The sequence below is a fragment of the Pandoraea terrae genome (assembly GCF_902459695.1).
Lineage (GTDB): Bacteria > Pseudomonadota > Gammaproteobacteria > Burkholderiales > Burkholderiaceae > Pandoraea > Pandoraea terrae.
The window spans coordinates 138,021-157,794 of the sequence record NZ_CABPRZ010000011.1 but is presented as its reverse complement, the minus strand read 5'-3'; the positions used below and the strand labels follow the sequence as shown (position 1 = coordinate 157,794).

Here is a 19,774-nt window from a genome sequence, read left to right as displayed (position 1 = left end):
ATCTCGACCGATTATCGCCGTTGTCGTCAACTGACAAAGACGGGAACAGAGACGGGAATGGGGGGTAATTTGAAAAGATGGGGCAAACCCGGTTGTGGTCCCCCGCTCAGAACCCCAGGCTGGCCAGGAGGTCGTCGACCTGACCCTGGTCAGCCACGACGTCCGCGCGGCCGTCCTTGTGAATCTGCGGGCCGTTCATCAGCGAGTCCTTCGCTTCCTTGCGCTTCTCCGGCGGCAGGTTCTCAAGCAGCACCTGCAGCAGGTGCTGTTCGATCTCGTACACGACATCCATGACCTTCTTGATGACCTGACCGGTCAGGTCCTGGAAGTCCTGCGCCATCATGATTTCCATCAAATGCGCATTGGTCGCGCGCGTGTCGTCCGGCACCGCACGCAGGAAGCCACGTGTCTCGGTCACCAGCTTGCGCGCTTCGTCGACCGCCAACGGTTCGGCGAACCACGACGCCCAGCGTGTGTCGAGCGCATTAGCCTGCGACTCCAGGCGATCCTGAATGGGTTTGGCCAGCTCGATCGCCGTGAGCGCCCGCACCGCCGCCTGCTCGGTCAGCGTCGCCACGTAGTTGAGACGGTCGCGGGCGTCCGGGATCGCCTCCGCCGCGTGCTCGAGCTGCTTGTCCAGTCCCAACTCGCGCAAGTTGTCGCGCAACATCCGCGTCAACTGGCCTACGCGCATGAGCATGCGCTCGGCGGGGTCCCCTTCGAGCTCGGCGCCCGACAGCGCCGCCTGCCAATCAGTGCTCGCCTGTTGGGTCACGTTCAGGCCCCCGTCTTTTCCATTTTCTCGAAGATCTTGCCGAGCTTTTCATCGAGCGTGGCCGCCGTGAAAGGCTTCACGACGTAACCGCTCGCGCCCGCCTGTGCCGCCGCGATGATATTTTCTTTCTTCGCTTCGGCCGTCACCATCAGCACCGGCAACTTCGACAGCGCGGGATCGGCACGAATCTGCTGCAGCATCGTCAGGCCGTCCATGTTCGGCATGTTCCAGTCCGAGACCACGAACTCGAAGCTGCCGCCACGCAGCTTGGCCAGTGCCGCAACGCCGTCTTCCGCTTCGTCGACGTTCGCAAAACCCAGTTCCTTCAACAGGTTGCGCACGATTCGGCGCATCGTCGGGAAGTCATCCACGACCAGGAACTTCATATTCTTGTCAACCATCATCACTCCAGTTTCGCCGCCACCCACCGGGTGTGCGGACTCCATGCCCGCACTATACGCGCTGGGTGCGTTCGCCAAATTTCGAGACCTGATGCAACACGCGCCGCGCCATCTCGGACAGCGGCACGACTTCGTCCGCGCCGCCCATCGCAATGGCCTCGCGCGGCATGCCGAAAACGATGCAGCTCGCTTCATCCTGCGCAAACGTGTGGGCGCCGGCCTGCCGCATCTCTACGAGGCCGGCCGCGCCGTCCCGTCCCATGCCGGTCAGGATCACGCCGATCGCGTTGCGCCCGGCATGCACGGCCGCGGAGCGAAACAATACATCGACCGACGGCCGATGTCGATTCACCGGCGGCGCCGGGTCGAGCAGCGCCACATAGTTCGCGCCGCTGCGCGACAGCTGCAAATGCGTGTCGCCACCCGGCGCGATATAGGCATGCCCCGGCAGTACCCGTTCGCCATGCTCGGCTTCCTTGACCGTGATGCGGCACAAGCCGTTCAGGCGTTGCGCAAACGATTTCGTGAAGCCGGCCGGCATATGCTGCGTGATCAGGATCGCCGGTGCATCGGGCGGCATCGGCACCAGCACTTCGCGGATGGCTTCAGTGCCGCCCGTCGATGCGCCGATGATGATCAGCTTTTCCGTACTGACCAGCGGATTGCGCAACAGCGGCGCGGCTTCGATCACGGGCGCCGCCGCGCTCTTGGGCGGTGCACTGCGCACGCGCGCGCGCGCGGCGCCGCGTATCTTGTCGGCGATCATCTCGCCGTACTCGAGCATGCCGTCGCGAATGCCCAGCCGCGGCTTGGTGACGAAATCCACGGCGCCCAGTTCGAGCGCGCGCAGCGTCACTTCCGAGCCCCGTTCCGTCAGCGACGACACCATCAGCACCGGCATCGGCCGCAGACGCATCAACTTCTCGAGGAAGTCGAGACCGTCCATGCGGGGCATTTCGACGTCGAGCGTCAGCACGTCCGGATTGGTCTGCTTGATCAGGTCGCGCGCCACGAGCGGATCGGGCGCGGTCGCCACCACGGTCATGTCCGGTTGCGCGTTGATGATCTCCGTCATCAGGCTGCGCACAAGTGCGGAATCGTCCACGCACAGGACTTTGATCTTTTCGCTCAAGCCTCCTCCATCTGTCGGTTATTGCGCACCGGACCTGGCTTGGCGGTCTTGGCCGGCGGCGTAAAAAGTTCCACGGATCCGCGAACCTGGCGGCCGCGCAACTCCTGCGCGTACGCCTGTTCGCGCTGGACGATGCTCGGGTCTCCCCGGTCGCCCAGTTTCTTGACCATCACCCGGCCACCCTTGGGCCAGAAACATACCTTGCGCGGCTGCGTGCCGCACAAATCCTGGGCCGTCACGCGAATCTGCTCGAGCTCCAGATAACGGAGCACGAAATTCGCGTTACGGTCGCCGATATTGAGCGTCGTCATGCCCGCGAGCACGGCGCCGCCGCCGAAGACTTTCGCCTCGAGCCGCTCGCGCCGCGCGCCGGCCTTGATCAACTCGTTGATCAGCATTTCCATCGCATACGCACCATACCGCATCGACGCGGACATCAGCCGGTCGCGATCGATGTCGCCATCATCGGGCAGCATGAAGTGGTTCATGCCACCGATGCCGCTGAACGTATCGCGCACGCAAGCGGCCACGCACGACCCCAGCACGGTCGTGAGCATGATGTCCTCGTTCGTCACGAAATACTCGCTCGGCAGAAGCTTCACCGCCTGCGTGTTGAACCCGGCGTCGAAATAATGATTGTTCGCGAGCGCTTCCGCAAGGGCTTGTTCGGGCATGATCAGCCCTCCTGACGGCCGGCGCCGGCCAGCTCGTAGACGGTCTGCCCGCGCAGGCGGAATGCCCGGCTGACGTACGTGAAATTTTCGGAGTGCCCCGCGAAAAGCAGGCCGCCCGGCTTCAGCAGCGGCACAAAGCGCTCCAGAATGCGCGCTTGCGTGCCCTTGTCGAAGTAGATCATGACGTTGCGGCAGAAGATCACGTCGAACGGTCCGCCGATTTGCCAGGACGGGGCAAGCAGGTTCAACGGTTCGAACGTCACGAGGCTGCGCACCTCGGGTCGTATCTTGATCTTTCCCGCGTTCGCCCCCGTGCCGCGAAAGAAGTGCTTGCGCAGTTGCTCAGGCGTGAGCTTGCCGGTCTGCTCGCCGGTGTAGACACCTGCCGCGCCGCGCGCGAGCACCTGGGTGTCGACATCCGTCGCCAACACGCTCGCATTGGGGCGTTGGCCGATCGCATCGGACAGCGTCATCGCGATCGAGTAGGGCTCTTCGCCCGTCGAGGCGGCGCAGCACCATACCGAAACCGGCTTGCTGCGGGTGCGCACGAATTCCGCGAGCAGCGGGAAATGATGCGATTCGCGGAAGAACGACGTCAGGTTTGTCGTCAGGGCGTTGGTGAACGATTCCCACTCGCCATCGCCCGTGTCGGCTTCGAGACGGTCGAGATATTCGGTGAAGCTCGTGATGCCAAGTGCGCGCAGGCGGCGGGCGATGCGGCTGTAGACCATCTCGCGCTTGTGTTCGGCCAGGGCAATGCCGGCGCGCTGATAGATCAGCGTGCGAATGCGCCCGAAATCCGCGAGCGTAAACGTGAAGTCGCGCTCGCCCGACAGCGCCGCCGCCCGGGCGTGCTCGTCAGCGGAGGCTCCCCGCTCCGTCGTCCTGCCAGTCTGCATCCGCGATTCAGTCATGATGTCCGCCCGGTTGCGAAAGCGCTTGCGCGTTTCGTCGATGGCGCCGCATTCTGCGGCGTCACCTTATCCATCTGCGTCACCGCGCGTCTTGCATGTGTTGAACGCGCGGTATCAAAACGTTTCCCAGTCGCCGGCCGCGTCATCCGTGCCGGTACGGGCCATCGGCGCGCTCTGCGCGGCGGCCGGCGCTGCGGCCGACGCCGGCTTGCGCTTCGGTGCCGCAGCCGGCTTGGCCACCGCCGCCGGGCGGGCCGCACGGACCGGGGCCGCCGCCGGTGCGGCCGTTGGGGCGTTCGTTTGTGCGTTCGACTGATTAAAATCGAGACGGAACACCGACACAACGGACTTCAGACGGCTTGCCTGTTCTTCCAGCGAACCGGCCGCCGCCGCCGCTTCCTCGACCAGCGCCGCGTTTTGCTGCGTCACTTCGTCCATCTGCGTCACGGCGCGGTTGACCTGTTCGATGCCGCTGCTCTGCTCCGCCGACGCCGCCGAAATCTCGCCCATGATGTCCGTCACGCGCTTGACCGCCTGCACGATTTCTTCCATCGTCTGGCCGGCTTGTTCGACCAGTTGCGAGCCGTCATGCACCTTGTGCGCCGAGTCTTCGATCAGCTCCTTGATTTCCTTGGCCGCCGCCGCGCTGCGTTGCGCCAGCGTGCGCACTTCGCCCGCCACCACCGCAAAGCCGCGGCCCTGCTCGCCGGCGCGGGCCGCTTCCACGGCCGCATTCAGCGCCAGGATGTTCGTCTGGAAGGCGATGCCGTCGATCACGCTGATGATGTCGACGATCTTGTTCGAGCTCGTGGAAATGCCCTGCATCGTGCCCACCACCCGCCCCACCACTTCGCCGCCGCGCGCGGCGATGTCCGAAGCGTTTACCGCCAATTGGCTTGCCTGACGCGCGTTGTCCGCGTTCTGCTTGACCGTTGCCGTCAGCTCTTCCATCGACGACGCCGTTTCCTCCAGCGAGGCGGCCTGCTGCTCCGTGCGCGCCGACAGGTCCGTGTTGCCCGCCGCGATCTGCTGCGCCGCCGATGTGATCGACTCCGTGCCCGAACGCACTTGCGCGACGGTGCGCACCAGACTGTCCTGCATGTGCTTGACGCCCTGGAACAGACGCCCGGTTTCCGTGGTGTCCCAGACTTCGATGCGTTGCGTCAGGTCGCCGCCAGCGATTTTTTCGAAATGCTTGATGGCGTCGTCGATCGGACCGACAATGGCCCGCGTGAGCGTGATTTGCGTGACGATGCCGATCAACAGGCCGATCACCATGCCGATGCCGACCATCCAGATCACTGTCGTATAACGCGACTGCGCGGCCTCATAGCGCTGCTTTGCATTGGTCGTCTGAAGATCCGCCAGCCGCACCATCGCAGCGGTGTATTCGCGGAACAGCCGCGGCACGTCCATCACCGTCTTGGCGTGGAAGTCCGGAATGTCGCCCGATTCGATGGCCTTCAATGCAGGCAGGATGCCTTCGCCCACGAGCTTGCCACGGGCGCTGATGACCGCATCCGCCAGCGGCTTTTCACCCTCGTTCATGGGCACCTTGGCGTACTCGTTCCACGCGTCGTCGGCCTTCGCAAGGTTGTTGCGCACGTTTTCGATGGCTTGCTTGATCTCGGCCGGATCGGCGATGAACTCGACGCGCGAGAGCGTAGCGCGTGCGTTCAATGTCGAGATGGTGGTCTGCGACAGGTGGCGCGCCGACGCCATATCGCTGGTGTAGATGTCCTGCAGCGATCCGTTGGCCTGCCGCAACGACAGAATGCCCACAGCAGCGCCCACGACCAGCAATGCCATAAACATGCCGAGCGCCAGGGTCAGGCGCGCCCGGAGGGAGACATTTTTAAACATAACGACCTCTAGCCTTTTTTAATTACGGGCTCGTGCCCGGCTTGCGATGCCAAATCAACGTTAGAACTCTTCCCAGTCACCGGCGTCGCTGGCGGGGGCCAAAGCCTTGCCACGTCGTGCCGCCAACTGCAAAACCTGCGCCTCTTCATGCGCCGCCGCCGTCTCGGCGCTCGGCGGCACTGTCGTTGCGGCTGCGCGCGGGCGCGCCGTGGCCGCGCCCGGCGCACTCGCCGGCTTGCGCGCAGCCGCGGGAGGCGATGCCTTGTGCATTGCAGACGGGCCCGGGCGGCGAGGCTGGGCCACTGCCGCCGCCGAAGGCGTTGCCGCACCGGCGATCGCGTCGCCGACGCGGAAGACGGACACGGCATCGCGCAGCCGATGCGCCTGCTCTTCCAACGAACCGGCCGCTGCCGCCGCTTCCTCGACCAGCGCGGCGTTCTGCTGCGTCACTTCGTCCATCTGCGTCACGGCGCGGTTCACCTGTTCGATGCCGCTGCTCTGCTCCGCCGACGCCGCCGAAATCTCGCCCATGATGTCCGTCACGCGCTGCACGGCCTGAACGATCTCATTCATCGTCTTGCCGGCTTGCGCCACGAGTGTCGAACCGGTCTCGACGCGGCCGACCGAGTCCTCGATCAGCACCTTGATTTCCTTCGCCGCCGCGGCGCTGCGCTGCGCCAGGGTCCGGACTTCGCCCGCCACCACCGCAAATCCGCGCCCCTGCTCGCCGGCCCGCGCCGCTTCGACGGCGGCGTTGAGCGCGAGAATGTTCGTCTGGAAGGCAATGCCTTCGATCACGCTGATGATGTCGACGATCTTGTTCGAGCTGGTCGAAATGCCCTGCATCGTGTCGACCACATTGCCGACGACCTGACCGCCGCGCGCGGCAATCTCTGAAGCGTTCACCGCCAACGTGCTGGCCTGTTTGGCGTTGTCGGCGTTCTGCTTGACGGTCGCCGTGAGCTGTTCCATCGACGACGCGGTCTGCTCGAGCGAGGCCGCCTGCTGCTCGGTGCGCGCCGAGAGATCAGTGTTGCCCGCGGCGATCTCGCCGGACGCGACATTGATGGACTCGATCCCTTCGCGGACGTCCGCCACGATCGACAACAGGCTGTTCTTCATCACGCCCAACCCGAACAGCAGCTGACCGATTTCGTCCTGCGTATTACCGTCGACCTTGGCCGTCAAATCGCCCGCGGCGATTTGCCTGGACAGCGACAACGCCACGCGCAGCGGTTGGTTGATCGCGCGGCGCAGGATGCTGCCAAGCACGAACAACAGCACAATGCCGCCGGCCACGGCGCCGGCGACGATCCAGCGAACCCACTGATGTTCGCGTTGCGCCTGCTGGTACAGGTCAGCCGCTCGCGTCAGATCCAGCCGCGTCAGCACGTTCAACTCATCGCGCATCGGTCCGTAGGCCGGCTTCACAGCGTTCGTGTACATCGTTTGCGCGCCTTCGGCCGAACCGGCGCGCAGCATGTCCACCGTCTGCTGCAGGCCCTCGGCGACGAAACGCTGACGAATCACGTCGAAGCGCTCCGCCTGCGCTCGCGCCTCGGGGTCGACAATCTTCATGTACGCGCCCCACTGACGATTGATGTCGTCGAGGCTGCTGGCGATCTCGTCGCCTGCGCGCTTCATCGCGTCGAGATTCGGATTGGCGATCGCTTCGGATACGAGCAGCACATCGTGATCGAGCTTCTGACCGATCGTGCTGAGCAAGCCGGCAGGCACCATGCCGCCCTGATAGACCGACAATAACTTGTCGTTGCTGCTCGACGTGCTCCACAACCCGATGCCGCCGACGCCGGCCAGCAACAGCGCCCCGAGCACGATGATCCCGGTCAGGCGCGCGCGCAGCGTACGCAGGCGAAACTTGCGCAACACGGCGCCCACGCCCCCCGCCTGCACTTGTCCGCCGCGAATGCGCAGATTGCCGGCGGTGCCGTTACGGAAACGCGCATATAGCGCGTCGGCCTGAGCCGTCCAGCCGGCGGCGGGCTTGACCCGCACCGACGTATAGCCGATGACCTGGCCGTTATCGAGCGTCGGCGTAACTGTCGCGAGCACCCAGTAGAAATCGCCGTTTTTGCGGCGGTTCTTCACGAGCCCCGTCCACGTGTCGCCGCGCTGGCACGTCTGCCACAAATCCGCGAACGCCTCGGACGGCATGTCTGGATGCCGCACGATGTTGTGCGGCGCGCCCAGCAATTCGTCGCGCGAAAACCCGCTGACTTCCACGAAGGCCGGATTCGCGTACGTGATACGGCCCTTGAGATCGGTGCGCGAAATCAGATACTGATGCTCACCGATCACATATTCGTTCGAAGTTACGGGCTGGTTGTCGCGCACGTGGGTCTCCTGGGGCCGCCGGGTGTCGTGATGGGTCGGGGGGCGATGGGCTCGCTATGTATTGCCGCTCAGCTGGCGAGGCGTTCGATCAGCGCCATGTCGTCGCTGGTCATCAGCTTTTCAATGTCCATCAGGATCAGCATGCGGCCTTCGACCGTGCCCAGACCCGTGATGTACTCGGTGGCCAGCGTCGCGCCAAACTCCGGCGCCGGCTTGATCTCGCCGCGCGCGAGCGTAAGCACGTCCGACACGCCGTCGACGACCATGCCGACCACGCGGCCCGCCACGTTCAGAATGATGACGACCGTCTGGGTGTCGTATTCGACGCGGCCCAGGCGGAACTTGATGCGCATGTCGACAATCGGCACGATGATGCCGCGCAGATTGATCACGCCCTTGATGAAATCGGGGGCGTTCGCGATGCGGGTCACCGCGTCATAGCCGCGGATTTCCTGCACCTTCAGGATGTCGATGCCGTACTCTTCCTCGCCGAGCGTGAAGACCAGGAACTCCTGGCCGTCGCCTTCGTTGTGCAGCGCCGCCTGCTGGCGCGCCAGGGCTTGTTCTTGCTGAAAATTGTCCATAAGCGCGTATCCCCAAATCAGTGGAAGAGGGTCGTGGTGGCCTGCCGCTGGCCGCGCTGGAGCGCAGCCACGTCGACGATCAGCGCCACACTGCCGTCACCCATGATGGTGGCGGCCGAAATGCCGTGAATCCGGCGGTAATTGGTCTCGAGGTTCTTCACCACGACCTGCTGTTGGCCGACCAGTTCGTCGACCAGCAACGCAAAGCGCCGCCCCTCGGCCTGCAGGATGACGATGATCCCCTGCGTGGGATCGAGACGGGCTTCGGGCACGTCGAAGGCGCGGTGCAGCTCCACAAGCGGCAGGTATTCGCCGCGCACGAGTACGACCTGGCCCTCGCCGGTGACGGGGCGGATGTCGTCATTGCGCGGCTGCAGCGACTCCATGACGAAGTTCAGCGGCAGGATGAAGATTTCCGTGCCGACCTTGACGGACATGCCGTCCAGAATCGCCAGCGTGAGCGGCAGCACGATGCGGATCGTGGTGCCCTTGCCGCGCGTCGACAGCAGTTCGACGTGGCCGCCCATCTGCTGGATGTTTCGTTTGACGACGTCCATGCCGACGCCGCGGCCCGATACGTCGGTGACCGCATCGGCGGTCGAAAATCCCGGAGCGAAGATCAATTGCCAGACCTCTTCGTCCGTCATCGATTCGGACACGGACATGCCCTGCTGCTGCGCCTTCGCGAGAATTTTCTCGCGGCGCAGGCCGGCGCCGTCGTCGCTGACTTCGATGACGATGTTGCCGCCCTGATGCGCGGCGGACAGCACCAGTTGGCCGACCGGGTCCTTGCCGGACGCCAGGCGCGCTTCGGAGGTTTCGATGCCGTGGTCGAGGCTGTTGCGCACGAGGTGGGTGAGCGGGTCGATAATGCGCTCGATCAGGCTCTTGTCGAGTTCAGTGGCCTGGCCGAACGTCACGAGTTCGATCTGCTTGCCGAGCTTGCTGGCGAGATCGCGCACCAGTCGCGGGAAACGCGAGAAGACGTAGTCCATCGGCATCATGCGGATGGACATCACGGCTTCCTGCAAATCCCGTGCGTTGCGCTCCAGTTGGCCCATGCCGTTGAACAGACGGTCGTGGATGACCGGATCGAGACCGCTGGCGGTCTGCGCGAGCATGGCTTGCGTGATGACGAGTTCGCCGACAAGGTTGATCAGCTGGTCGACTTTCTCGACGCCGACGCGAATCGACGTGTTTTCATGACCGGCGTTCGCCGCCGGGGCGGCGGCCCGTTTCTCGCTGCCGGCTTGTGCGGCGGGCGCGGCGGGCGCGATCAGGATCGGCTCGCTGGCAACCGGCGGGGCCGGTGGCGCAGGTTCGGCGGCACTCGGCATGGCGGCAGCCGCCATCGCGGCGGGGACTTCGATGGACGCGGCGGCAACGGCGGCCACGGCGGCCGGCGGCGCCGATTCAAGTGCCGGTGCAATGGCGGGCGCCGCGGCAATCTCCGGGGCAGCAACGGCGGCAGCCGTGGCATCCTGCACGTCGATCTGCGACGGCTCGATCACGAAGCAGCACACGGCGAGGATATCGTCCGCGCCACAGGTCGTGTCGAGCCACAGTTGCAGCGCGTCGCCTATCGTGCGGCGGCCGGCGACCGTGCCGAGATTGCCCAGTTCTTCCGCAAGCAGTGCCTGATCCTTCTCGCCCACACCGGTGAGCGTGACCTTCAGGCGCGTCTGCCCGGCTGGCGGGGGCGTGGCGGGACTGCCGTCGGCGGCGTGGGCAGCCTCAGGTGCAGCGGGCCCGGCGGCCGCAGGTGCCGGCGTGACAGCGGGCGCAGGCGTTGGCGCCGACACCACCGGCGCGGGTGCCGGAACGGCGCCGTTTTCTTCAGCGGCGAGGCGTTGCAACACCGCGCAGATACGCGTCATCGCCTCGGCATCGGGTTCACTGGAGGCGCGGTAGGCATTCAATTGTTGATGCAGCACGTCTTTTGTTTCCAGAAAGGCGTCGATCATTTCCGTGCGCAGCTGGAGCTCGCCCCGGCGTGCCCGGTCGAGCAGGTTTTCCAGCAAGTGCGTGGTTTCCGTCAGCGCGGTAAAGCCGAACGTCGCCGCGCCGCCCTTGATGGAGTGGGCGGCACGGAAAATGGCGTTCAATTGCTCGTTGTCCGGCGCAGCAATGTCGAGCGCGAGCAAAAGATGCTCCATTTCCGCGAGCAACTCTTCCGCCTCGTCGAAAAAGGTCTGGTAGAACTGCGTTATATCCACCGTTTTCCCCGTCCTAACTATGTTTGCCTGCCGCTGCGGCGCCTATCCCGCCGTTGCGGCACCCATGCAGCCATTCGCTTCGCCGAGCTTGCCAGATCCGCGTGTCAATTCACTCATGCGGACCGGTTCCCGGTCACCTAAGCGGCTTGCGCCCCGACCAGCGAGCCCACCACATCCACCAACGTGCCCGGGTCGACCGGCTTGATGAGCCAACCGCTCGCGCCCGCTTCACGCGCCGCATCCTTGTAGGCGCCGTCGACCTCCGTCGTCAGCACGAGAATCGGCACCTCGGCGAAGGTGTCGAGTTCGCGCAATGCGCGAATCAGCGACAGGCCGTCCATGCCGGGCATGTGCTGGTCCGTCAGCACCAGGTCGAACGCGCCGTTTGCGGCCACTGTCAAGGCATCCTGACCATCTCGTGCGGTCGTTACGGCATAACCGGCTTCGTCGAGCACGGCCGCCAGGATCTGGCGCATGGACGCCGAATCGTCGACCGCGAGAATCCTGCTGCGTATGGCGTTCATAGGTCTCCTTGCCTCACCGCTGTGGCGCGGGCGCTGCCGGCGGCGCGGGTGGCGCGGGCGGAATGGGCCCCGCTATCGCTGCCGCCACGGCTTCGCGTCCCGACCCGGCGGCGGTATTCGTATCGACCGTCGGCTCGTCAGCCTCGTGGGCCACGGACGCTTCGGCACGCCGATTGAGTACGATGATGCTGATTCGGCGGTTGATCGGATTGAAATCATCCTTCTTGTCGAGCGGCAGCGTCGAAGACAGGCCCACGACGCGCAACACCTTCTCGGCATCCATGCCGCCGCCGATCAGTTCGCGGCGCGACGCATTCGCGCGATCCGCCGACAACTCCCAGTTGCTGTAGCTCTTGTCGCCCATGGCGTACTGCGTTGCGTCGGTGTGGCCGGACAGGCTGACACGATTAGGCACGTCGTTGAGCGCGCGGCCGATCTCGCGCAGGATGTCGCGCATATACGGCTGCACCTGCGCACTGCCGTTCGCAAACATCGGTCGATTCTGATCGTCGACGATCTGGATACGCAGCCCTTCGGTCGTCATGTCGATGAGCAACTGCTTGCGAAACTGCCGCAACGTCGGATTGTTCTCAATCACACGCTCGATGCGGGCCTTGAGCTCGCGCAAACGGGCGGTGTCCGTACGCTCCATCATGTCGGCGGCCGTCGTGGGGCGGGCGGGCTTGTTCATTTCGCCGCGCGACTTCTGGCCGTCGGGACGCGAGGTATCGGGGCCGCCGCCGGGAATCACGCCGCTGTTGTCGGCGGCGTTGCGGCCGCCCATCATGGCGACCTTGAGCGGCGTGCGAAAATATTCCGCGATCCCGGCGAGTTCCTTGCTGCTCACGGAGCTGAGCAGCCACATCAGCAGGAAGAACGCCATCATGGCCGTCATGAAGTCGGCGTAGGCAATCTTCCATGCGCCGCCGTGATGCCCGTGCTTCGCCGCCGCGCGGCGTTTCACGATAATGGGGCGCTCGTCTTTCTCACTCATGGTGCCGTACCGCTTGCGCCGTCAACGCGACTTGACCTGGCGCACGTGTTCTTCGAGCTCGGCGAAGGACGGACGCACCGTGGAGAACAGCACCTTGCGGCCGAATTCGACTGACAATGCCGGCGCGTAACCGTTCAGGCTGGCGAGCAGCGTCACCTTGATGCATTCGTAGAGTTTCACCGACTCGTTGATACGGTGTTCGACCAACTGGGCCAACGGCGAGATGAAGCCGTAGGAAAGCAGAATGCCGAGGAATGTGCCGACGAGGGCCTGGGCAATCAGCGCACCCAGCACGGCGGGAGGCTGGTCGGCCGAAGCCATGGTGTGGACAACGCCCATCACGGCAGCAACGATCCCGAAGGCAGGCATGGCGTCACCGACCTTTTGAAGACAGTGAGCAGGCACTTCGCCCTCATGGCGATAGGTTTCGATTTCGTGATCCATCAGGTTCTCGATCTCGAAGGCATTCATGTTGCCGCTGACCATGAGGCGCAGATAGTCGGTCAGGAACTCCATGATGCGGGGTTCGGAGAGAATCTTCGGATATTGCGAGAAAACGGGGCTCGAGGCGGGGTCTTCGACATCGCCTTCGATGGCAAGCATGCCGTCTTTGCGGGCTTTGGCGAGCAGGACATACAGAAGCGCCATGAGCTCCATGTAGAGCGCTTTGGTGTACTTCGAGCCCTTGAGCAGCATCGGCAGGGCTTTCATCGTCGACTTGATGGCCTTGTTGTTGTTGCCGACGATGAACGAGCCGACGCCGGCGCCGAAGATGATCAGCAACTCGGTCGGCTGGAACAGGGCAGCCATGTGTCCGCCGGCCAATGCATAGCCGCCGAAGACTGACGCCAGAACGATGATGTAACCAATGACGACCAGCACTGCCGGGTACCTCTCGCGAATTACGTCTGCCGGAAAAAGTCCTTCCTCTTACAGGGACTTAACGGCAGGCGGGCATGAAAACTGTAGGGCGATGAAGGCCGGGGTAAACCTGACTCAAAGCGACGAATGAATCGTTCAAAGGCGTGGCGCGGGTCTCCGTGGCAATCAGGCCGCGAGGGGTGCCGCGTCGGTTGTGAGCGGATCGGTGATCAGCGTTTCGGCGGCTTCGCGGGCGGTTTTGGCCTTGCGGGTCTTGCCGGCGCGCGAGGGGGGTTGGCACAGGCCGCAGACGTACTGGCCGTGCGGCTCGTGGGCATGCGTGACAAAGTGGCCGCCGCACCGGGTGCACGGCGTCGTCTGCAGCATCTTGCTCTCGAAGAAGCGCACGAGGGTCCAGGCGCGCGTAAAGCCGAGCACGGGTTCCCAGGCGTTAAGTTCGACGTGTTCCATGTACAGGCGATAGCTTTTGACGACGGCCTCGATACCTTGGCAGCCACCGTGTTGCGTGAGGAACCGGTGGATGTTGCAGAACAACGACGAATGGATGTTGGGCAGCCACGTCACGAACCAGTCGGTCGAGAACGGCAGCATACCTTTGGGGGGCGACACGCCCTTGAGCTCCTTGTAGAGCTTGATGAGCCGATCACGGCTGAGGCTGGTTTCCGCCTCCAGCAACTGGAGACGGGCGCCGAGTTCGATCAATTCGATGGCCAGCTGAATTTCGCGGGCTTCGAGAACGACACTTTTGGTACGCATGGTGGACATCCTGGCGATGAGACGAGGCTCGCTTCAGCGTTGCGCCCGGGCGAGTGGCGCAATGGAGGGTTGGCGAGCGAGCCGAAGGCGCCTGAGCGTCAGCCGATGTGCTCGACGGGCTGGCCGGCGAGCAGGATCGAGGCGTGGGACTGTTGCATCGCCACGTCTTTGGCGCCATGGGTGAGGCTCGACAGGATCACGTGATCGTCGAAACGAAAACGGCACAAGAGCTGATTGGAGCCGGCCAGCTTGACGAGCTGGGCGAGCGTGAGGCGGCCGAGAACGTCGGCGAGCTCGTCGGACACGCCGAGCCGGAACATCGCGGCGGCGCGGTCCTCCCGGATCAGGCGCTGGGCCAGGACGAGGTAAGAGAGATTCAGTTCGCGAATCTCGTTCAGCGTTTCGCTATTTCGCATGCGGCCCCCCGGCGCAATGTGTGACTGGCGATAGTGCTCCGTTTTTACCCCTGCATTGTGGAGCGTCGCGAATCAGAAAAAAATCGGAGAGGCACTACGGAAGGACGCAAGAAAATCAGAGATTTCCTGTAGGTGTTTTTCCTACATGAGAGGGACAAGCACCCCCGGCGATGCGTACGGCGACGATCGCGTATTGCGGATGTGTGACTTCATGACAGCGTCATAAAGCATTGCTCTACTGTCTGACCATATTACGGCCCGAAAACGCCGCGCTTTAGTCTTCGGCGAAAAAAATCGGGGAGCTCGCCGGGAGTATCGCTGGAGGCTACTTTGCCAACACCCGGCGGACTGCAACAGCAGCTTTACAAACTGTTACAGACGGCGGGGCGAGTTGCGCAATTGCGGCGCGCACGTCGCCAAAAATGACTCGATTGTCGAGATATCGTCGCCTTTTGGTAACGCCTCAGGCTGCCTGCGGCGTGGCGCGACGGATCAATACCATGTGGAAACACCACGACAACACGCCGCAGATTGCGATCACGGCGGCCATCGGCACCGACGATCTGGCGTGCAACGCACCCACGGCCGATCCGGCGCACGCGGCCGCCAGGAATTGCAGCCCGCCGAGCAAGGCAGCGGCAGCGCCGGCGCGCTCGCGCTGATGGTTGAGCGCCTCGGCCATGGCATTCGGCTGGGAAAAACCCAGACTGGCGACGTACGCGAACAGCAGCACCATCAGGCCGGGCAGCTTGCCGATTTCGAAGGCCGCGACCAGCAACATGAGCAGACCGAGGATCGCGACGAGGTTATTCGTCTTGCGCAAGACATCGGCCGGGCGGCGCGTGCGCAGCAGGTGGGCATTGATCTGCGAACCGAAGATGATGCCGCAGGCATTCAGGCCGAACAGCCAACCGTAGCTCGATGGCGGCACGCCATAGAGTTCGATGAAGACGAACGGAGAACCGGTGATATATGCAAACATCCCGGCCTGCGCGACGCCGCCCGCCAGCGCGTTGCCCATGAATTCGCGGTCGCGCAGCAGAAAGCCGTAGTTGTGCCAAGCCGTGGCGAGCCAATGCTGTTCGCCCGCCGCGCCCTCGCGGGTTTCGGGCAAACCGCGCCAGGAAAGGTAGAAGCACAGCGCGCCGAAAGCCGTCAGCACCCAGAAAATCGCGCGCCAGCTCACGACCAGCAGCATCTGACCGCCGATCAACGGCGCGAGAATCGGGGCGGCGCCCATGATGAGGGTCATGCGCGAGAACACGCGCGCGGCCGTTTGGGTGTCGAACAGATCGCGCGTCATGGCACGGGCGATGACGAAACACGCGCAGCCGCCAAGCGCCTGCAGCAAACGGAAGCCGATCAGCATCTCGATGTTGACGGCCAGCGCACAGCCCGCGGAGGCGAGCGTGTAGACGGCCAACCCCACATAGAGCGGCCGCTTGCGGCCAAAACGATCGGCGAGCGGTCCGTGGACCAGCTGACCAACACCGAGGCCGATGAAAAATGAGGCAAGCGTCAGCTGAACGGCCGAAGCGTTCGTGTTCAGCTCGCGCGCGATGCTGGGCAGCGCGGGCAGGTACATGTCGATCGACAGCGAGCCGATCGCCGACAGGATGCCGAGTATGAAGACAGTGCGGAAATAATGGGCAGGCATTCGAGCGGAGTGACGCGTCAACGAGCGCGGGGGTAATCCCGAATGATATACGGCATCGGGCGCAAGGGTACGGCGTATCCCGTAGGGCGCGCGCGTCACAACCCGCTGGACCGGCGCGCGCACTGGCCGGAACGCGCTCCCCACCGTCTTGCCTTATATACCACCAACTTCTAATATCAAAGGAGATCGGGTGATTGCCTTTTACGCGAGACGAAACCCGACCGCGCTCTCCAAAGGAGACAGCCATGGCAAACGACGTCAAAAAAAATACGCCCTGTCTGGATGCTGCCACCAGGACTTCCGCTTCGGCCGACGCCAGCAGGCGCCGCTTCATTCGGGCCACCGGCGCAGCCGGCCTTGCTGCGGGCCTCAGCCCGTTCATCATGCCGACCGAGGCGCGTGCCGCGAAACGGACATTGAAAATACTTCAATGGAATCACTTCGTGCCGGCGTACGACACGTGGTTCGACGGCACCTACGTCAAGGAATGGGGGCAGAAACACGATACCGACGTGATCGTGGATCATGTCGGCATCCCGGCGTTGAACACGCGTGCGGCGGCTGAAGTGTCGGCCCAGCGGGGCCATGACCTGTTCATGTTCCTGTCGCCGCCCCCGGTGTACGAAGAGCAGGTGATCGACCACCGCGAAATCTACGAGGAATGCCAGCGCAAGCATGGCAAGCCGGTGGAACTCGCGGTCAAGAGCACCTACAACCCGAAGACGAAGAAGTACTTCGGCTTTTCGGACAGTTTTGTGCCCGACCCGATCAACTATCGCAAGGACCTGTGGGACGATATCGGCATGCGCCCGCCCGATACGTGGGATGACGTATTGACCGCCGGGCGCAAGATCAAGCAAAAACACAACATTCCCGTCGGCATCGGCCTTTCCGCCGAACTCGATACGGCCATGGCGATGCGGACCATCCTTTTCGCCTTCGGCGGCTCCGTGCAGGATGCGTACGGCAGCGTGATCCTGAATTCGAAGCAGACGCTAGAGGCGGTGAAGTTCGTCAAAGCCCTGTATCAGGACACCATGACGCCCGAAGTCCTGGCGTGGGATCCTTCGTCCAATAATCGTGCCATGCTGGCGGGCACGATCTCGTTGTGCCTGAATGCCATCTCCATCACCCGGGAAGGAGAAAACAAGAATATTCCCGTGACGCCCAACATCTGGCTCACCCAGGCGCTGCAGGGTCCGGTGCGGCGCATCGGCATGGAGCATGTGATGGATTGCTATGTCATCTGGAAGTTTGCCGAAAACATCGATGGCGCCAAGCAATTCCTGGTGGATTACATCGATAACTTCCGGCAGGGGTTCCTGGGGAGCCAGTTCTACAATTTCCCCTGCTTCCCCAGTACGGTGCCCGACCTGGCACAGCTGATCGCCAATGACGCCAAGGCCCAGCCGCATGACAAATACAAAGTGCTTGGCGCCCTGATGAATCAAGCCACCAACGTCGGCTACCCCGGCTACGCCAACGCCGCCATCGACGAAATCTTCAACACCTGGGTGCTGAACACCATGTTCGCCAAAGCGGCCACGGGCACCGAGACACCTGAAAACGCGATCAAGGCGGCGGACACTGCATGCCGGCGAATTTTCGCGAAATGGCACGAAAAAGGTTTGTTGTAACCGCGGGGGACTGGCATCCGGGACACCATGGCGACCGTAGAAGTTCGCTCACTGATCAAGCGCTTCGACAGCACCAATGCCGTGGACGGTGTTGACCTGCGTGCGCGGGATGCGGAATTCCTGGTGTTACTGGGGCCCTCGGGGTCAGGCAAGACAACCTTGCTGCGGCTCATCGCCGGACTCGAAGCGCCCACGTCCGGCGACGTGCTGGTGGATGCCCGGGTGGTGACGGGATTGCCGCCCGGCGCGCGCAACATGGCGATGGTGTTCCAGAGTTACGCGCTGTATCCCCATCTCACGGTGTTCGAGAACATCGCGTTCCCGTTGCAGGTCCAGCACTTGCCGCGCGACGCGATCCGCAAGAAGGTGGACTGGGCGGCGCAGCTGTTCGGCATCGGTCATCTGCTCGCACGCAAACCGCGTCAGCTCTCCGGTGGCGAACGGCAACGGGTGGCGCTGGCGCGCGCGGTGGTTCGCGAGCCGGCCGTGTTCCTGCTCGACGAGCCGTTGTCGAATCTCGATGCCAAGCTGCGCACCTCGGCGCGCGACGAGTTGCAACATTTCCAGCGGCAGTTGGCGACAACGACCATTTATGTCACCCATGACCAGATCGAGGCGCTGGGTCTGGGGGACCGCATCGCCATTCTCGATCACGGCCGGATCCATCAGCTGGGTACGCCCGAAGACGTGTACCAGCGCCCCGCCGATCTGTTTGTCGCCACGTTTATCGGATCACCCTCGATGAATCTGGTGACGTCCGACCACGTCGTGACGGGCTTCCGACCCGAACACTTTCTGCCGCGCGCGGCGTATGCGGCGGACGAGGCGGTGCACACCTTCACGTTCGACGTGACCCGTATCGAAAACCTGGGGTCGGACCGCATGGTGTACGGGGTGCTGTGCGCGCCCTTACCGCCGGCGAAGGTCATCGCCCGTATCCCCTGTACGGTGGGCATACCGATCGAGACCGGCACCCGGCACGATTTCGTGGTGCGCCGGCGCGACCTGAAGCGTTTCGATCCTGCATCCGGGGCAAGCCTGGGGCCCGCATGATGCACGTCCACCTTCCGGTGCGCCCTTCGGAGCGCCGGTCCGAAAGACCCCGTCTCGGCAGCGACCTGTGGATGGGCCGCGTGATGCTGGCGCCCGCGATCATCTACATTGTGCTGCTGGTCGGGGTGCCCTTCCTGCTGTCGATCTATTACAGCCTGACAGACGCCTCGGTCGGTAGCCGCACCCTGCATTTCGTCGGCATGGAGAATTTTCGGCGCGTCCTGGAAAACGACACCTTCTGGCGCTCGCTGCGCAATTCGCTGGTGTTCACCGGCGTCTCCCAGTTCATGGTGGTGATACTGGCGAAAATACTGGCGTTGGCGCTGATGCAGGATTTCCGTGGCAAGTGGCTTGTACGGCTGCTGATCCTGCTGCCGTGGGTGGCGCCCATTTCGCTCGGCACCATCGGCTGGTTATGGATCTTCGACCCCGTGTACAGCATCATCAACTGGTCGCTGCGCGCCCTGAGGCTGCTGGGGCCGCAGACCTGGCCCATCTGGCTGGGGCAACCGGACCTGGCCATGCTGTCGGTGATCCTGGTGGACGTATGGCGCCTGCTGCCGCTGGCAACCGTGATCATCCTTGCCGGGCTCGCCGGGATACCGCAGGACATCCATGACGCTGCGGCCATGGACGGAGCCGGCTTCTGGCGGCACCTGTTCCGCATCAACCTTCCGCTGGTCATGCCCGTCATGCTGGTGGCCCTGCTGTTTGGTATCGTGTTTACCTTCACCGATATGATCATCGTCTATGTGCTGACTCGCGGCGGCCCGTACGACACGACGCAAATGCTGGCCAGCCTGGCGTTCTTCAGCGGCATCCAGGGCGGTGACCTGGCCGGGGGCGCGGCCATTTCGCTGTTCCTGTTTCCTGTGCTGGTCGCGGTGGTGATCGTACTGTTGATCATTGCGCGCCGCACCGAGGTCACCTGAAGTGGGCGG

18 protein-coding genes are annotated in these 19,774 nt (G+C 63.7%); 3 read left to right on the top strand and 15 right to left on the bottom strand.

Translation table 11 applies throughout. The features are described 5' to 3' along the window. Positions 1-106 precede the first annotated feature (106 nt). The 15 genes from cheZ to PTE30175_RS14640 form a co-directional block, all read right to left on the bottom strand. Positions 107-775 (bottom strand): protein phosphatase CheZ, encoded by a 669-nt coding sequence (gene cheZ, locus PTE30175_RS14710; protein WP_420819637.1) that lies wholly within the window; start codon positions 773-775, stop codon positions 107-109. A gap of 2 nt (positions 776-777) precedes the next feature. After that, positions 778-1,176, bottom strand: coding sequence for a chemotaxis response regulator CheY (gene cheY / locus PTE30175_RS14705; RefSeq protein WP_150697801.1), 399 nt, complete (start codon positions 1,174-1,176; stop codon positions 778-780). A gap of 52 nt (positions 1,177-1,228) precedes the next feature. Then, the gene (locus PTE30175_RS14700) at positions 1,229-2,308 is read right to left on the bottom strand and encodes a protein-glutamate methylesterase/protein-glutamine glutaminase (protein ID WP_150697800.1); all 1,080 of its coding nucleotides are present in this window, start codon (positions 2,306-2,308) and stop codon (positions 1,229-1,231) included. Then, positions 2,305-2,982, bottom strand: coding sequence for a chemoreceptor glutamine deamidase CheD (cheD, locus tag PTE30175_RS14695; RefSeq protein ID WP_150697799.1), 678 nt, complete (start codon positions 2,980-2,982; stop codon positions 2,305-2,307). Before cheD ends, PTE30175_RS14700 begins: the two co-directional genes overlap by 4 nt. A 2-nt stretch (positions 2,983-2,984) precedes the next feature. After that, positions 2,985-3,881, bottom strand: coding sequence for a CheR family methyltransferase (locus PTE30175_RS14690; protein WP_420819642.1), 897 nt, complete (start codon positions 3,879-3,881; stop codon positions 2,985-2,987). 129 nt (positions 3,882-4,010) lie between these two features. After that, positions 4,011-5,759, bottom strand: a complete 1,749-nt coding sequence (locus PTE30175_RS14685; RefSeq protein WP_150697797.1) for a methyl-accepting chemotaxis protein — start codon at positions 5,757-5,759, stop codon at positions 4,011-4,013. Between the two features lie 60 nt (positions 5,760-5,819). Further along, complete coding sequence (locus PTE30175_RS29050) at positions 5,820-8,114, bottom strand: methyl-accepting chemotaxis protein (RefSeq protein ID WP_150697796.1); 2,295 nt, start codon at positions 8,112-8,114, stop codon at positions 5,820-5,822. A 68-nt stretch (positions 8,115-8,182) separates the two neighbouring features. Next, on the bottom strand, positions 8,183-8,698 hold the full coding sequence (locus PTE30175_RS14675; RefSeq protein WP_150697795.1) for a chemotaxis protein CheW: 516 nt from the start codon (positions 8,696-8,698) through the stop codon (positions 8,183-8,185). A gap of 17 nt (positions 8,699-8,715) precedes the next feature. Next, on the bottom strand, positions 8,716-10,914 hold the full coding sequence (gene cheA, locus PTE30175_RS14670) for a chemotaxis protein CheA (protein WP_224788782.1): 2,199 nt from the start codon (positions 10,912-10,914) through the stop codon (positions 8,716-8,718). Between the two features lie 137 nt (positions 10,915-11,051). Then, complete coding sequence (locus PTE30175_RS14665; RefSeq protein WP_150697793.1) at positions 11,052-11,438, bottom strand: response regulator; 387 nt, start codon at positions 11,436-11,438, stop codon at positions 11,052-11,054. Positions 11,439-11,451: 13 nt separating this feature from the next. Then, positions 11,452-12,432 (bottom strand): flagellar motor protein MotB, encoded by a 981-nt coding sequence (gene motB, locus PTE30175_RS14660; RefSeq protein WP_150697792.1) that lies wholly within the window; start codon positions 12,430-12,432, stop codon positions 11,452-11,454. Between the two features lie 21 nt (positions 12,433-12,453). Next, positions 12,454-13,314, bottom strand: a complete 861-nt coding sequence (gene motA, locus PTE30175_RS14655; protein ID WP_150697791.1) for a flagellar motor stator protein MotA — start codon at positions 13,312-13,314, stop codon at positions 12,454-12,456. A gap of 165 nt (positions 13,315-13,479) precedes the next feature. Then, the gene (flhC, locus tag PTE30175_RS14650) at positions 13,480-14,070 is read right to left on the bottom strand and encodes a flagellar transcriptional regulator FlhC (protein WP_150697790.1); all 591 of its coding nucleotides are present in this window, start codon (positions 14,068-14,070) and stop codon (positions 13,480-13,482) included. A gap of 98 nt (positions 14,071-14,168) precedes the next feature. Beyond that, positions 14,169-14,486, bottom strand: a complete 318-nt coding sequence (gene flhD, locus PTE30175_RS14645) for a flagellar transcriptional regulator FlhD (protein ID WP_150697789.1) — start codon at positions 14,484-14,486, stop codon at positions 14,169-14,171. 463 nt (positions 14,487-14,949) lie between these two features. Next, on the bottom strand, positions 14,950-16,143 hold the full coding sequence (locus tag PTE30175_RS14640; RefSeq protein ID WP_150697788.1) for a Bcr/CflA family multidrug efflux MFS transporter: 1,194 nt from the start codon (positions 16,141-16,143) through the stop codon (positions 14,950-14,952). A gap of 245 nt (positions 16,144-16,388) precedes the next feature. Here PTE30175_RS14640 and PTE30175_RS14635 point away from each other — a divergent pair, with 245 nt between their 5' ends. The 3 genes from PTE30175_RS14635 (at position 16,389) to PTE30175_RS14625 (ending at position 19,765) form a co-directional block, all read left to right on the top strand. Next, positions 16,389-17,780 (top strand): ABC transporter substrate-binding protein, encoded by a 1,392-nt coding sequence (locus PTE30175_RS14635; protein ID WP_150697787.1) that lies wholly within the window; start codon positions 16,389-16,391, stop codon positions 17,778-17,780. 27 nt (positions 17,781-17,807) lie between these two features. Next, positions 17,808-18,833 carry an ABC transporter ATP-binding protein gene (locus tag PTE30175_RS14630; RefSeq protein ID WP_150697786.1) on the top strand — a complete coding sequence of 342 codons (1,026 nt, stop codon included), beginning with the start codon at positions 17,808-17,810 and terminating at the stop codon, positions 18,831-18,833. A 71-nt stretch (positions 18,834-18,904) separates the two neighbouring features. Further along, on the top strand, positions 18,905-19,765 hold the full coding sequence (locus PTE30175_RS14625) for a carbohydrate ABC transporter permease (protein WP_338044453.1): 861 nt from the start codon (positions 18,905-18,907) through the stop codon (positions 19,763-19,765). Positions 19,766-19,774: the final 9 nt, after the last annotated feature.

Bases quoted from the DNA above. Each gene is read 5' to 3' on its own strand.
- cheD (WP_150697799.1), bottom strand. From the start codon at position 2,982: ATGCCCGAACAAGCCCTTGCGGAAGCGCTCGCGAACAATCATTATTTC.
- PTE30175_RS14630 (WP_150697786.1), top strand. From the start codon at position 17,808: ATGGCGACCGTAGAAGTTCGCTCACTGATCAAGCGCTTCGACAGCACC.
- flhD (WP_150697789.1), bottom strand. From the start codon at position 14,486: ATGCGAAATAGCGAAACGCTGAACGAGATTCGCGAACTGAATCTCTCT.
- PTE30175_RS14625 (WP_338044453.1), top strand. From the start codon at position 18,905: ATGGGCCGCGTGATGCTGGCGCCCGCGATCATCTACATTGTGCTGCTG.
- cheY (WP_150697801.1), bottom strand. From the start codon at position 1,176: ATGGTTGACAAGAATATGAAGTTCCTGGTCGTGGATGACTTCCCGACG.
- PTE30175_RS14640 (WP_150697788.1), bottom strand. From the start codon at position 16,143: ATGCCTGCCCATTATTTCCGCACTGTCTTCATACTCGGCATCCTGTCG.
- flhC (WP_150697790.1), bottom strand. From the start codon at position 14,070: ATGCGTACCAAAAGTGTCGTTCTCGAAGCCCGCGAAATTCAGCTGGCC.
- PTE30175_RS14635 (WP_150697787.1), top strand. From the start codon at position 16,389: ATGGCAAACGACGTCAAAAAAAATACGCCCTGTCTGGATGCTGCCACC.
- PTE30175_RS14675 (WP_150697795.1), bottom strand. From the start codon at position 8,698: ATGGACAATTTTCAGCAAGAACAAGCCCTGGCGCGCCAGCAGGCGGCG.
- PTE30175_RS14665 (WP_150697793.1), bottom strand. From the start codon at position 11,438: ATGAACGCCATACGCAGCAGGATTCTCGCGGTCGACGATTCGGCGTCC.
- PTE30175_RS14690 (WP_420819642.1), bottom strand. From the start codon at position 3,881: ATGCAGACTGGCAGGACGACGGAGCGGGGAGCCTCCGCTGACGAGCAC.
- PTE30175_RS14685 (WP_150697797.1), bottom strand. From the start codon at position 5,759: ATGTTTAAAAATGTCTCCCTCCGGGCGCGCCTGACCCTGGCGCTCGGC.
- motB (WP_150697792.1), bottom strand. From the start codon at position 12,432: ATGAGTGAGAAAGACGAGCGCCCCATTATCGTGAAACGCCGCGCGGCG.